This is a genomic window from Spongiibacter sp., from assembly GCF_041602295.1.
In the GTDB taxonomy this organism is placed as follows: Bacteria; Pseudomonadota; Gammaproteobacteria; order Pseudomonadales; family Spongiibacteraceae; genus Spongiibacter.
Window position 1 is genome coordinate 1 of sequence record NZ_JBFIGO010000075.1, and the last position, 14,395, is coordinate 14,395.

The 14,395-nt window shown below is 56.9% G+C and carries 9 protein-coding genes; 4 read left to right on the forward strand and 5 right to left on the reverse strand.

Going from position 1 to position 14,395, the window contains the following annotated elements:
* The 4 genes from ABYM29_RS11710 to ABYM29_RS11725 form a co-directional block, all read right to left on the reverse strand.
* Nucleotides 1-1,890, reverse strand: a 1,890-nt coding sequence (locus ABYM29_RS11710; protein WP_372864948.1) for a retention module-containing protein, incomplete at its 3' end; no start/stop codon positions are given.
* A 130-nt stretch (nucleotides 1,891-2,020) separates the two neighbouring features.
* Complete coding sequence (locus ABYM29_RS11715) at nucleotides 2,021-2,641, reverse strand: LuxR C-terminal-related transcriptional regulator (protein WP_372864949.1); 621 nt, start codon at nucleotides 2,639-2,641, stop codon at nucleotides 2,021-2,023.
* The gene (locus tag ABYM29_RS11720) at nucleotides 2,642-4,057 is read right to left on the reverse strand and encodes an HlyD family type I secretion periplasmic adaptor subunit (RefSeq protein ID WP_372864950.1); all 1,416 of its coding nucleotides are present in this window, start codon (nucleotides 4,055-4,057) and stop codon (nucleotides 2,642-2,644) included. It abuts the gene before it with no gap.
* Nucleotides 4,054-6,183: a type I secretion system permease/ATPase gene (locus tag ABYM29_RS11725; protein WP_372864951.1), complete on the reverse strand. Its 2,130-nt coding sequence runs from the start codon at nucleotides 6,181-6,183 to the stop codon at nucleotides 4,054-4,056. Before ABYM29_RS11725 ends, ABYM29_RS11720 begins: the two co-directional genes overlap by 4 nt.
* A 376-nt stretch (nucleotides 6,184-6,559) precedes the next feature.
* On the opposite strand from ABYM29_RS11725, the gene lnt reads away from it, so the two are divergent.
* From lnt to holA, 4 genes are all read left to right on the forward strand, one after another.
* Nucleotides 6,560-7,993 (forward strand): apolipoprotein N-acyltransferase, encoded by a 1,434-nt coding sequence (lnt, locus tag ABYM29_RS11730; protein ID WP_372864952.1) that lies wholly within the window; start codon nucleotides 6,560-6,562, stop codon nucleotides 7,991-7,993.
* 113 nt (nucleotides 7,994-8,106) lie between these two features.
* Nucleotides 8,107-10,557 carry a leucine--tRNA ligase gene (leuS, locus tag ABYM29_RS11735; protein ID WP_372864953.1) on the forward strand — a complete coding sequence of 817 codons (2,451 nt, stop codon included), beginning with the start codon at nucleotides 8,107-8,109 and terminating at the stop codon, nucleotides 10,555-10,557.
* Nucleotides 10,547-11,074, forward strand: coding sequence for an LPS assembly lipoprotein LptE (gene lptE / locus ABYM29_RS11740; RefSeq protein WP_372864954.1), 528 nt, complete (start codon nucleotides 10,547-10,549; stop codon nucleotides 11,072-11,074). Before leuS ends, lptE begins: the two co-directional genes overlap by 11 nt.
* Complete coding sequence (holA, locus tag ABYM29_RS11745; protein WP_372864955.1) at nucleotides 11,058-12,083, forward strand: DNA polymerase III subunit delta; 1,026 nt, start codon at nucleotides 11,058-11,060, stop codon at nucleotides 12,081-12,083. The genes lptE and holA overlap by 17 nt, the downstream gene beginning before the upstream one ends.
* Nucleotides 12,084-12,230: 147 nt before the next feature.
* On the opposite strand, the gene ABYM29_RS11750 is transcribed toward holA, so the two are convergent.
* A partial coding sequence (locus tag ABYM29_RS11750; protein ID WP_372864956.1) for a TonB-dependent receptor occupies nucleotides 12,231-14,395 on the reverse strand: 2,165 nt, incomplete at its 5' end.

The window sequence follows — 14,395 nt, forward strand, 5'->3', positions numbered from 1 at the left end:
AACATCCTCGGCCTCGGTATTCAGCTGGTAGGTCCACTCACCCGACACCGGATCGACACTGAAGTCGCCGTAAGCACCCGAGGTATCGCCGCTGTATTCGAGTATCGCGCCGTTATCGACATCTTGCGCGGCCACCGCCCCTGTCGCGGTGGTAGAGCCGCTGTCTTGGACGCTGCCACTTTGCACCTCAGAAATAATTTCCGGTACATCGTTGGTACCCACAACAGTAATCACCACGACGCTTTCGTCACTGGCACCAAACTCATCGGTAACCGATACCGGGAATGTTTCGGTATGCGTTTCCCCCTCGGCCAGCGACTGGACAAGGTCGGAGTCGTTATTCAGTGTGTAAGTCCATTCGCCGGTGACGGGATCGATATCAAAATTACCGTAACTACCCTCTGAATCAATGGCGTATGTAAGCTCCGCGCCCTCATCAACATCCGAGCCGACAACCAGGCCGCCAGTCACAATCACCACGTCTTCCCTGGGCGTGTTGTCATCCCCTCCCGGGACATAAACCGTGATAACCGGCGGGTCATTCACGTTATTCAGCGTGATATTTACCGTGGAGACATCACTACCGCCTTCTCCGTCATCAACCAACACCTGGAGGACATAGTCCCCCAAATGCGGATCATCAATGGTCTCGGTAAGCGTGATATGGCCAGTGGCACTGTCCAGCGCAAACAGGCCACTCTCGTTGCCACTAATGATGCTGTAACTCAAGCTGTCGCCGTCGGCATCCGTTGCCGCCACAGTCCCTACCGGTGGAGGGCCTGCGATTGTATTTTCATATACGTCAAAGTCGTAGACACCGCTGTCAAACTCGGGAACAGTGTTATTCACCGCCCAGACAAACTGCACCGGATTGGAATCACTCGAACCATCATTCGCGATCACCGTTACCGTGTAGAGCTGGTTATTGTTATTGTCATCAGTTGCATCAGAGGCCCCTGCAGCAATAGCGCCACTGATCACGCCGGTTGCGGGATCAATACTCAAGCCCTCCGGCAGGCCCGAGGCGCTGTAAGTCAGCGTGTCACCTTCGATGTCACTGAAAGCGGCTGACACATCAAGCGACACGACCTCGCCGTCTGACGCTTCCTGTGTCGGAATTGAGCCGCCAACTGGCGCATCATTCACCGGTCGCACAGAAACACTCACGGTAGCGCTATCGGTCGCGCCACTGCCATCGCTTACGGTGTAAGTAAAGCTATCGGGGCCGTTGTAATCCGGGTCGGGCACATAGTGAACGGTGCCATCAGGGTTGACAGAAACGCTGCCGTGAGAGGGAGCACCCAAATCGACAATGGTCAACGCATCGCCGTTGCGGTCGCGATCATTCGCCAGAACGTCAATATTAATACTGCCGTCTTCATCCACTGTGGCGCTATCATCGCCAGCCTCGGGCGGATAATTGTAAAGCGGGTCGTCTTGCGAGGTCGGCGACACCGTTTCTGTCGTCGACAGCTCATCGGAATCACTGTACAGCGCCACTTCCGAAATCCGCGACAAGCGCACAAAACCAAAGCCATCGCCACCGGCGTCGCCCTCCAGACCAGCAGCCGCTTCTTCTATATTCTCCAGCAGATCGCCGCCGCTCTCCAAGGCCGCGAGCACTTGCTCAACCGTCAAGTCGGTTACCACAGACTCAGCCGCCTCCGCCGCAGTGGCGGCCAACATGTCTGGGCTTAAGGTCGTCTCTACAGGCCCCGCCAATATCACGCCGTTATCAAATTCAACACGGCTATCCGCCCCTAGAATCAGCACTTGGCCAGGCATGAGAATATCGCCAGGCTGCAATATCATGGGCTCCTGACCACCAATGCGCACCATGGCGGTACCCGAAATTTTAATAATGGTGCCAAAGGCATTGTCGGTAGCCATTGTCTTTACTCTCTGATTTCAAGACGAATTACGTGATCTACAAGGCTACGACGATTACTGGGGGATTACATTGTACTTTTGGGCAGGAAAAAGCAGAGAAAACTACTTATATAACTCAGTGTTTTAGCATTCAGCGCAAATCAATATTATTGAGTATAAGTGCCAGTTGCACTCGGTCACGGACGGCCAATTTGTCAAAAATGGCCGACAAATGGGCTTTCACTGTGCGCTCACTGACCGACAGTGTTACCGAAATTTCGCGGTTGCTGGCGCCATGTGCCACTTCCAGAGCTACCAGACGCTCCTTTGGCGTGAGCTGCGCCAACAGCACCTCGGCATCACCTTTTTTATCAACAGCCGCCGCCACTCGCAACGTGCCCTGCATTAACCGCTGCATGGCCTCACTCCCTAGCCACACGCCACCCAGCTCAATGACCTTTGCCACTTCACACAACTGACTGGCAACGGCAAAGCGGTGACAATAGCCCCGAACACCTATTGAAAAAAATTGCATCCCCCGCTGGGCATCGGGATGGGAGGTCATCACCACCACTTTCTGTGCGCCAGCAAGCAACAGCGCTAAGGTCGACTCCGCCTGTTCGTCTGACAAGCTGTGCCAATCCAGCCAGTAGAGCACATTAGCAGACAAGGTCTCTGGCAGTGGCAAGCAGCTCAGGGTCAATGCATCGCCGAAGGCCTCATACCAGCTCGGCAATGCATCGGTCTGCGACGTAATAAAGCACTTTTGCACTCAACGCTCCCTCAGCGCGTACTCCTTCCCCCGCAATATGGGCTTAAGCAGATAAGTCAGTACACTTTTTTTGCCGGTGATAATGTCTACGCTAGCCACCATACCCGGAATAATCGGCTTATCTTCAGCGAGATTCGCCTTATCGGTTCGCACTCTGACAATATAAAATGGATTGCCTTTATCATCGGGTACAGTATCGACACCTATTTGCTCGATAACGCCCTCCATGCCACCGTATATCAAGTAATCATAGGCGGTAAATTTCACTACGGCCTTCTGCCCGGGGCGAAGAAAGGCGATATCCTTGGGAAGGATACGCGTCTCGAGCAGCAGTGCGTCATCAAGCGGCACAATTTCCACCACTTCCTTGCCCGGCAACACCACCCCACCCAGCGTATTGTAGTAGAGACGTTTCACGGTACCACGCACAGGCGAACGAATATCAGTTTTATCAACACGATCAGACAGGCCGCTCTGGCCTTCACTCATGCCTTCAACTTTGGCGGCAACTTGCGCCAGCTCCTCTTTAAACTTGTTGAGGTAATCGAGCTTAACCTGGCGAGTTTTTTCTCGGGCTTCAATAATGGCTTCTTTCACACCGGCAATCTGCGCCAGTGTCTGGTCGCGCTCGCCAGCCAAGCGATTAGCCTCGCGTTCAAGCCGCAACATATCCACTTTAGAAACCGCGCCCGTCGGCACCAATGGCCGGCTATACTCGATCTCACTCGACACCAATGCATATGCACGACTGAGTTGGGCGCGGCGCGCCTCCGCCTGGGCCAGCTCCTGTTGGCGCTGAGCCAACTGCGAATTAAAGATGGCAGTCTGTGAGGCCCACTCGGCTTTCACCGATTCGTATAGCGACTTCTCCATAGCAACCACATTGGGCACTTTATTCCGCAAGGCTTCTGACGGCATAAAATCATCGTCATCCGACAAGGCCCGCAAGCGCTCAAGCTTAACCTCCAGTGCCTCGCGCTCGACCATCGATTCGCGAAAAGTCGCCATAAACCGGGTTTTATCCAGGCGCACCAACAGCTGGTTGCGCTCAACGATATCCCCCTCGGCAATCATAATTTCACTGACTTCGCCGCCGTCAATGGATTGAATAATTTGCACCTGCCTCGACGGAATTACCTTGCCTTCACCACGCGTAACTTCGTCTAATTCGGCAAACGCCGACCAGACGATCAGAGCCACCACAGAAATGCCGAACACATACAGTAAAGTGCGGGTGCGCAATGGCCGCTGATACAAATAGGCGCGGTCGATATCGCCCAGCCAATCGACCTGCTCACTTTCATTCAACGGCGCCCAGCGCTTAAACGCGGCATCAAGAACCTGCCCCAGCACACTTCCCGAAGGTGCTTCTGGAGAGGCGGGGGGCGTGTCCTTAACGGGCTTTTCAATATTCATGGCGCGCCACTTATGCGGCCTTTACGGAGCGCCTCGACCACCTGCTCCCGAGGGCCGTCGGCGACAATTTTTCCAGCATCCATGACGATGATTCGATCCACTAATTCGAGCAATGACGTGTGATGGGTAATCAACAACATGGTCTTGTCATCTCCACAATATTCCTTGAGCTTACGTTTCACCTGCTGCTCGGTACTGTGATCCATTGAGCTAGTGGGTTCGTCCAGCAGTAAAATCCTCGGCTTGTGCACCAGGCCTCGGGCCAGAGACATCGCCTTGCGCTGACCGCCCGACAACGCCTCACCGCGCTCCCCCACCGCCATATCCAGGCCCTGAGGATGCGACTTAACAAAATCGCCCATGCCAGCCAGGTCGAGAGCGGCAAGCACACTGGAGTCGCCCAATTGCGGGTGCCCCATCAATAAATTGTCGCGCAAACTGCCCATAAACAAGGTCACGTCTTGTGGCACATAGCCCATACCAAAACGCAGGTCTGCCGGGTCTAACTGGCGAATATCAATCCCATCCACCAACACCGCCCCTGAACTTGCCTGATAGAGCCCCATCATTAAGCGCTGCAACGTGGACTTGCCGGAACCCACCTTGCCCAATACCCCAACCCGTTCACCGGCGCGGATTTTTAATGAAATATTGCGAATAACGGCAATATCGCTGCCGGGGTAACAAAAGCTGACGTTATTAAATTCTAGGTCGCCGCGCAGTTGCTTGCGCGACAAAAACTGGCTGCCCACCGGCCTTTCCACCGGCTGTTCCATGATGCCATTGAGGGTATCCATCGCCGCCACAGCATTGTGATACTGCGTAATCAGGCCGGCCAGTTGACCAAACGGCGACATCGCGCGAGAGGTAAGGATCGAACAGGCAATCAACCCCCCCAGGGTCAGCTCGGCATCGGCGATTAAATACACCCCCATGACAATGACCGATACATAAGCCGTTTGCTGCGCCCAAATGGCAACGTGCGACGTAGACGCCGCCAACAAACGCAACTGCACGGTGACCCTCGACAAAAAACTGCTGCCGCGTTCCCAGCGCCTTTGCATATGGCTCTCTGCGCCCATCGCTTTAAGCGTTTCCAGTCCAACCAGGGTTTCAACCAAGGTGGCGTTGCGCTGGGCACTGGCCGCCGTCGAGGTTTCCGCCAAGCCGCGTAAACGCCGACTGGCGAGCAGCGAATAGCCAATAACCACGGCGATAGCAACCAACAGCGGGACGGTTAAAGGCAGCGCCAGCCAGCCAATAACAACGATAAATAACAGCGCGAAGGGCAGATCAATGAGTGAGGCAATGGTTGCCGACGCCAGAAAGTCACGCACCATTTCAAAAGAACGCAGATTCGCCGCAAACGCCCCCACCGATGGCGGCCGGGATTCTAGGCGCAAGCCCAGCAGCTTTTCCATGATCGATGCAGAAATCTTAACGTCGGCCCGCTGCCCGGCGATATCCAGGAAGTAGCCCCGCATCGTTCGCATAATCACATCAAGGACGATGACAATGAGCATGCCTATCGCCAGGGCCCACAGTGTCTCCACCGCAAAGTTGGACACTACGCGGTCATAGACATTCATGACAAACAACGGCGACGCCAGGGCGAAAAGATTGATTAACAACGCAGCGAATAACACATCGCGATACACCGGCGCATTGTCTAACAGCACCCCCCAAAACCAGTGCCGCGGCTGCGAGGTACTCGGCTTAACGACATGGCTGTCGAAGCGGAAACGGGGACTGAGCAAGGCGCAGTTTCCGGAGTAACTGGCTGCAATTTTATCAATCGGCACCGTGACGGCCGCATCATCGAGTTCGGGGTAGACCACCTCCGCACACGCTTTCTCAGCATCGTAAGACAGCAATACGCAGGCACGACCATCATGCTGTACTAGAATTGCCGGCATCAGCGCCGACGGGATATCACCGAGAACCAGCTTGTGGAGCCGACAACTCAGACCAATCCGATTTGCCGCTCTCCGCAACAGAGAAACTGACAAGCGCGAATCTTCCAGAGGCAAACCGGCAATCAGCGCTGGCATCGTCGTGGTAATACGATGCCAGCGCGCGACAAACATCAAGCATGTCGCCAGTGGGTCTTTTCCCAGAACTGCCATTATAAAATCCGCACTCCCTCTCGCCCACATGCTGGCGGCTAGATGCTAGTTATCACTGCCACATATCGACAATCGCCGCCCAAGCTGTTGCCAGTCACCCAGGGCGTCTCTACCAGGGGGAACTCACGCTGCTCAAAAAATGCCAAACTATGGCCTGATTGAAGTCAAACACCCGATATTTTTCAAGGAACTACAGCACTCTATTAAGACACTAGTTTGTTTACCTCGGCAGCGCCAGCTAAATCCCCAATCGAAACACGCCCGCCACCGGGCGACGCTGGCATCGACCCGCGAGGCCCGCTACACTGGCGGCCCGCCAAATAGACCGATTTCTGTCGCCATGAACTATCTTCTCGCCGGCATTGCAGGCGCCCTAATGCCGCTGTCCCTAGCCCCCTACTCATTGTGGTGGCTGGGCTCGATATCGCTGGCGGCGCTGGCATTCACCCTCCACAAGTCCACCCCGGCGCAAAGCAGCCTGCTCGGCTGGCTATATGGCAGCGCCAGTTTCCTGACGGGCGTGTCGTGGATTTACATAGCCATGTACGTCTACGGCGACACCTCCGCGCCGCTGTCCGCCTTTATGACCCTGGTGTTTTGTACCGGTCTTGGGCTGGTCACCGCACTGTTTGGCTATGTCTATAGCCGCTGGGTTCGCAGCGGCCCGGGCGGAGCGGCCCTCGGCTTTGCCGCGACATGGGTGATATTCGAGTGGTTTCGCGGCTGGCTATTAACCGGCTTCCCCTGGCTGTACCTGGGCTACGGTCACCTGCAAACCCCACTGGCCGGCTGGGCACCGGTCACCGGCATTTACGGCCTGAGCTTTTGGGTGGCACTGAGCGGCGCCGCCCTCGCCGCACCGCTGCTCGCCAACCGCGGGCAACGCCGCAAAGCCGCGCTGCCATTGTTGGCATGTACCGCGCTATTTGCGCTGGGCGCATCGCTGCAACAGCTAGAGTGGACACAAGCAAAAGACCAGCCCGCGCTGCGCATCGGCGCAGTGCAATCCAATATTACCCAAGACGAAAAATGGGCCTACAGCCAATACTGGGACACTCTGGAGCTCTACGACCTGCGCTCTGAGGCACTGTGGGGCAAAGTCGACCTGGTGATCTGGCCGGAAGCCGCTATTCCGGCACTCTACAACCACGCCGAATCCTTTTTCAATTATGTCCGCGAGCGCGCCGAACTCCACAACACCGCCCTGATCAGCGGCGTGCCCACCAAACAGGGCGACGAGATCTTCAACTCAGTAATGGTCATCAGCGGCGGCGACGACATCTACCACAAACAGCGTCTGGTGCCCTTTGGCGAATACGTGCCGCTGGCCCAATACCTTCGCGGCCTGATCGGCTTTTTCGACCTGCCGATGTCCAGTTTCAGCCGCGGTGGCCCAGACCAACAGCCGCTGCGGGCCAAGGGCTGGCAATTCGCCCCATCGATCTGCTATGAAATCGTCTACCCCGACCTGGTAGCCCGGGGCGCCGCCCAGTCCGACATCCTATTTACCATCAGCAACGACGCTTGGTTTGGCGACTCCATCGGCCCGGCCCAGCACATGCAAATGGCGCAGATGCGCGCCCTGGAAAACGGCCGCGAGCTGATTCGCGTCACCAGTACCGGCATTACCGCTGTCGTCGATCATCGCGGCACTATCACCACTCGCATCCCCTCATTTACCGAGGCCACCATGACGGCCAACGTGCGAGCACGCAGCGGGCGCACGCCCTTCAACCGCCTCGGCTCCACGCCGATCATTGCACTCTGCTTTGCCCTGCTGGGGCTCGCGGCCTGGCGGCGACAAGCATAAGCGGCAATTGTCGGCGAATTCACGTGGGCGGCGTCGCCGCAAGCTGCTAAAATGCTGGGCTTTGTGCAATCAAGCTCAGCATTTTTTCAAGCATCCAGAGACCCACATCGCCAATGGACCAACACTACACCCCCCGCGATATTGAAGCGCGCGTACAGCAGTACTGGCAGCAACAGGGCAGCTTCACCGCCGTCGAAGACGAGAGTCGCGAAAAATACTACTGCCTCGCCATGTTCCCCTACCCCAGCGGCAAGCTGCATATGGGCCATGTGCGCAACTACAGCATTGCCGATGTGATCTCCCGCTACCAGCGCATGCTGGGCAAAAACGTACTGCAGCCCATGGGCTGGGACGCCTTCGGCCTACCGGCAGAAAACGCGGCGGTAAAAAACAACACCGCCCCCGCCAAGTGGACCGTTGAAAACATCGACTATATGCGCGGCCAACTCCAGCAACTGGGTTTTGCCTACGACTGGAATCGCGAATTTGCCACCTGTAAGTCCGACTACTACCGCTGGGAGCAGTGGTTTTTCACCCGCCTCTATGAAAAAGGCCTGGTCTACAAAAAGACCTCGGCGGTGAACTGGTGCCCGGTCGACGAAACCGTATTGGCCAACGAGCAGGTTATCGACGGCTGCTGCTGGCGCTGCGACACCCAGGTCGAGCGCAAGGAAATTCCCCAGTGGTTTATCCGCATCACCGAGTACGCCGAGCAACTGCTCAATGACCTCGACCAGCTCGACGGCTGGCCCGAGCAAGTGCGCACCATGCAGCGCAACTGGATCGGCCGCTCCCAGGGCGTGCAAATGCGCTTCGATCTGGCGCAGGCCGTCGGCAGCTTCGACCACTTCGAGGTCTACACCACCCGCCCCGACACCCTGATGGGTGTCAGCTATGTCAGCCTGGCCGCCGAACACCCCATCAGCTTGGCGCTGGCCGACAACAACCCCGATCTGGCGGCCTTTATCGACGAGTGCCGACACAGCTCAGTGGCCGAAGCCGACATGGCGACCATGGAAAAGAAAGGCATGGCCGCCGGCATCACTGCCCTGCACCCGATTACCGGCGAACCCGTGCCGGTGTGGATCGCCAACTATGTGCTGATGGATTACGGCACCGGCGCGGTGATGGCGGTGCCCGCCCACGACCAGCGCGACTTTGAATTTGCCCAGAAATACCAGCTGCCGATTCAGCAGGTAATCGACGCCGACGGCGCCGATCTGAGCACCGCGGCCGCCACCGAAAAAGGCCCGCTGATCAACTCCGGTGAATTCGACGGCCTGGACTTCGACGCCGCCTTTGCCGCCATTGCCGCCAAGCTGGAAAGCCTCGGCAAGGGCCGGGTGACCACCAACTACCGACTGCGCGACTGGGGGGTTTCCCGCCAGCGTTACTGGGGCGCGCCCATTCCGGTGTTCAACCTGCCCGACGGCGGCGAAATTGCCGTGCCCGCCGACCGCCTGCCCATTCTGCTGCCCGAAGATGTGGAAATGGACGGCGTGCAATCGCCGATCAAGGCCGACCCCGAGTGGCGCAAGGACGAACTTAACGGCCAGGCCGTGGAGCGCGAAACCGACACCTTCGACACCTTTATGGAGTCCAGCTGGTACTACGCCCGCTTCACCTGCCCCGACCATGAAGACGGCATGCTCGACCCCGCCCGCGCCAACTACTGGCTGCCGGTGGACCAGTATGTCGGCGGCATCGAACACGCCATTTTGCACCTGCTGTACGCGCGTTTCTTCCACAAGCTGATGCGCGACGAGGGTCTGGTCAACTCCGACGAGCCCTTTAAGCAACTGCTGTGTCAGGGCATGGTGCTGAAAGACGGCGCCAAAATGTCCAAATCCAAGGGCAACACCGTCGACCCGCAGTCGCTGATCGAACAGTACGGTGCCGACACCGTGCGCCTGTTCATCATGTTTGCCGCGCCCCCGGAGCAGAGCCTGGAATGGTCAGACAGCGCCGTGGAAGGTGCCAACCGCTTCCTGCGCCGGCTGTGGAAACTGGTCGCCAACCACCTCCAAGCCGGCCAGCCGCCCGCGCTGGACAGCGCGCAGCTGAGTGGCCCGCAGCAGGACCTGCGCCGCAAAACCCACGAAACCATTGCCAAGGTCAGCGACGACTACGGCCGCCGCCAGACCTTCAATACCGCCATCGCTGCGGTCATGGAGCTGATCAACGAGCTGTCGCGCTTCGAGCGCCAGAGCGAGCAGTGCCTGGCGGTAGAGCGCGAGGCCCTGGAAGCCGCGGTCACCCTGCTGGCGCCCATCGTGCCGCATATCAGCCACGAACTGTGGCAGCAGCTCGGGCACAGCGAAGCGGTCATCGATGCGCCCTGGCCACAGGTCGACGAAGCCGCGCTGGTGCGCAACAGCATCGAGATGGTCATTCAGGTCAATGGCAAGGTGCGCGCCAAAATGGAAGTACCCGCCGACGCCGATGCCGAAACCATCAAAGCGCTGGCCAAAGCCCAGGAAAACGTGCAAAAGTTTATCGACGGCCTGACCATCCGCAAGGAAATTGTGGTGCCCAAGAAACTGGTGAATATCGTTGCGAACTAAACTTGCCCTGCTGATTGCAGCCAGCCTGCTGCTGGCTGCCTGTGGTTTTGCCCTGCGCGGCAGTACCAGCATTGCCGACGAATGGCAGCCGATCTATGTCGGTGGCGACCGCGGCAGCCAGGAACTGCAACAGGCCCTGCGTCGCCAGCTGCAAATCAGTCAGGTCGCGACCACCCGCAAGCGCAGCGACGCCAAGCTAATAGCCGAAGTGCAAATGCTGCGCCATGACAAACGCAGTATCACGCTTAACCGCGAAGCCCGCGACGCTGAATACGCCCTGTATGAGCGCGCGCGGCTCAGCCTGCTGGACAGCCAGGGGCGCCGCCTGCGTGGCCCCACCGTGCTGGAGCAACGCCGCTTGGTGGTCAACGATGCCGACAACCCCGTCGGCGAAGAAACCGAGTCCAGTATCGTCCGCGCCGAAATGCGCGAACAGCTCAGCATTCGCCTCGCCCAGCAACTGGAATACTGGTCGCGACAGCTCACCCCGGACCCCGCCCATGCGCCTGCGCCCTGAGCAACTGGCCGGCCAACTCGGCAAGCAGCTGTTACCGGTCTACCTGCTCAGTGGCGACGAACTGCTGATCCAACAGGAATGCGCCGACAGCATTCGCCAGCACTGTCGCCAGCAGGGCATTCACGAACGCGATGTATTGGAGGCCGAGCGCGGCTTCGACTGGAACGCCCTGCTCGAGGCCGGCCAATCCATGTCGCTGTTCGCCGACCGCAAGCTTATCGAACTGCGTCTTGGCGGCGCGCGCATGGATCAAAAAAGCTCCGCCGCCCTGCAGCAATACCTGGAGCATGCCGATGGCAGCAATATACTGCTCATCACCTGTGGCCGCCTCGACAGCCGCAGCCTGAACGCTAAATGGGTTAAGGCCATCGACAACGTCGGCGCAGTCATGCAGATCTGGCCCGTCGACCGCCGCCAGCTTGGGCCGTGGATACAACAGCGACTGAAAGACAATGGCATGCGCGCCGACCGGGACGCCGCCGAACTGCTCGCCGACCGCGTTGAAGGCAATCTGCTCGCCGCCGACCAAGAGATTCAAAAACTCAAGGTACTGCTGGGCGAACAAACCATTAGCCTCGAAACCGTTGCCAACGCTGTTGCCAGCAGTGCCCGCTACGACATTTTCAAGCTGATCGATGCCGCGCTGGGGGGAAACGCCGCTTACGCTCTGCAGATGTACAATGGCCTCGTCGCCGAAGGCAGTGAAGAAATCCCCATGCTCGGCGCCATCAGCCGCGAACTGCGCACTCTCTACAACTGCGCCGCCGCCATCGGCCAGGGCAACGGCATCGACCGCGTACTGGACGCTGCGCGGGTGTGGGACAAGCGTAAAACACTCTACAAACGCTGCCTCGACAAGCACAATCTGGCCTCACTGGAGGCGCTGTTGCAGCTGGCTGGCCGCCTCGACGCCGCGCTGAAGGGCCAAAGCCCGGAAAACGCCCGACTGCTATTTGCCGAGCTGATCGCCGGACTCGCTGGCACACCGATTCTCCCGCCGGGCAGCTAGCAATACTGCACTTACCTACGGCAACCTCAGCTTGAAACCAAAAAGGCCGAAATACTACTCACGCAACATTCCGGCAAGGCCCTTCTGGCGGGTCAGAAGTGAAACTGTCTACGCTGCCGTTAAACTCAGCAAGTAAGCCTGGCGTTGTTAGTATCGGTAGCTTATTTCCAAGCCATAGGTGCGCGGCGCACCCTGCTGGTAGTAGTCGAAGCCAAAGCCCGCCTGCAGATTAATGGCATAAGTATCGTACTCAGTCTCGGTTAAGTTCTTCCCCCACAGCGACACCGTGTAGTCATCGCCGTGGCTAAACCAAGTGAAACGCGCATTGTAGAGCGCATAGGCATCCTGGCGAATATTCTCATAGCCGATTTTATCGTTGTTTGCGCTATACCACTGCTCATCCTGATAGTTGGCATTCAGATTCATGCTGAGATAGCCGTGTTCAGTATTAATAATTTCATAATCGACAGAAACATTTCCGCTGATCTTCGGCGCAGAAATCAACTCGTTACCGGCCAAGTCGACATTGTCACTATCGTCATTCACCGTCTGAACATTAGACAGCTCTAGCTCCGTATACTCCGTTTTCAGGAAACCGAGGCCCAGCTGAACGGTCAGCTTCTCGGTTAGCGCAAAAAACATCTCAGACTCTAATCCAAGAACCTTCGAGCCACCGGCGTTCTCAAGAAAGTTGGAAACACCAACCACATTAATAAACTGCTGATTGGTATAGTCGTAGTAAAATAGCGCGCTATTGATCCGTGCTCGACGGTCCCAAAAATCCGCTTTAACGCCAATCTCATAAGCATTCAGGAATTCAGGGGCCGCATAGGCATCCTCAAATTCACGTTCTTCGTAATACACACCGGCATTAAAGTTGCCAGAACGGAAGCCCCGGCTAAAACTGGTGTATAGCATCAACTCCTCACTGAAGCGGTAATCAACACCAATCTTCCCGGTCCATTCCTTCTCGCGCGCCTCCTGAGCTTGTGCGGAATCCGTCGTATAGGGGCCGTGGGTATAACCGGTCTGTGCACTAAGTGCCAATTCATCCAGACCAATACTTCCATCCAACAAGCCACTTACAAACTCGCCGGGCTCCAGCGGACTTTGCCCACCGACATTGGCAGGTATAAAGATATTATCGACACCTGTTGTATTTCCTGGCACCCAAGTACCGCGCGGCGAGCCGTCATATCCCACCCGGGACACGTTCAGGTAGGGCATATCTATCTGATCATCGGTATAACGTATGCCGAAGTCCACACCCAGTTTGGCACTGACATTCCAGCGCCATTGCGTGTACAGCGCGTAACTGGTTTTTTCGGTGTCCATCTTCTGGTCGATCGCACCAAAATCCAATAGATACGGATAGTAGCCGGCCACACCGGGGAACGTGGTAGCAGTGCGCGTGTCGGGTGGGGTTTCATATATACGATAGATATTGTGCATCTGCATATCTTCAGTCGCGTAATAGGCCCCGGCAATAACATCAATATCGTCAAACAATGTCGTCGAAACCCGCAGGTCCTGACTGAAGGCCTGGGTATCGACCGCCCAATTAATTTCCAATAGCTGCTGGGGACTGCCGTCCACATTTTGCGCCTGCCGATAATCTGAGTCACTTATCGAGGTAATTGCAGTAACAGTAAAACCATCACCCTGATGCTCGATTTTATTTACCAACTGATCGAGGTTTACCACCAAGGCACCCGTGAAATTATCTTCAACCTCATAGTAGCCAAGGTTGTTAGCCGGCCGGGAATACCCAGTATTATCAATGTAGCCATTATTTGGCTCATCGTATGTGCCCACCCCAGACGCCTCAAGTATCGCCGCCTGCTCAGGATTCTTAGACAAATCTCCACGCGGCTCATTTCTACTCGGGCTGGCCAAACCGTCGTTCCGGCTGCTGGTGTACTTAAGCACCATATTATTGCGCTCACTAAGCTGCGCATTGATCACAAGGCGCGCGCCCTGAAAGTCCTGCTCGGACAGGTCGCCACCGCCCAGCTTGTTCTCATAATAGCCATCGCGGCGCACATAAGAGTAAGCCAGACGAGCCGCCAAGCGGCCTTCAATCAATGTACCTTCAACACCATAATCTCCAGAGTGCCCATGATAATTACGAACACCTTGCTTGGCATTAAAGGCAAAAGGGTCATCGATTTGGGGCGTCTTGGTCACGATATTAATCGCACCGCCAGTGGTATTCTTGCCGTATAAGGTCCCCTGCGGCCCACGCAGAACCTCTAAGCGCGCGACGTCGAAAAAACTCATACCGTGGGTATACACCGCGCCCATATAGGACT

Excerpts from the sequence above, each read along its gene's own strand:
- ABYM29_RS11720 (WP_372864950.1), bottom strand. The coding sequence starts at position 4,057 with ATGAATATTGAAAAGCCCGTTAAGGACACGCCCCCCGCCTCTCCAGAA.
- ABYM29_RS11725 (WP_372864951.1), bottom strand. The coding sequence starts at position 6,183 with ATGGCAGTTCTGGGAAAAGACCCACTGGCGACATGCTTGATGTTTGTC.
- lnt (WP_372864952.1), top strand. The coding sequence starts at position 6,560 with ATGCCGCTGTCCCTAGCCCCCTACTCATTGTGGTGGCTGGGCTCGATA.
- leuS (WP_372864953.1), top strand. The coding sequence starts at position 8,107 with ATGGACCAACACTACACCCCCCGCGATATTGAAGCGCGCGTACAGCAG.
- holA (WP_372864955.1), top strand. The coding sequence starts at position 11,058 with ATGCGCCTGCGCCCTGAGCAACTGGCCGGCCAACTCGGCAAGCAGCTG.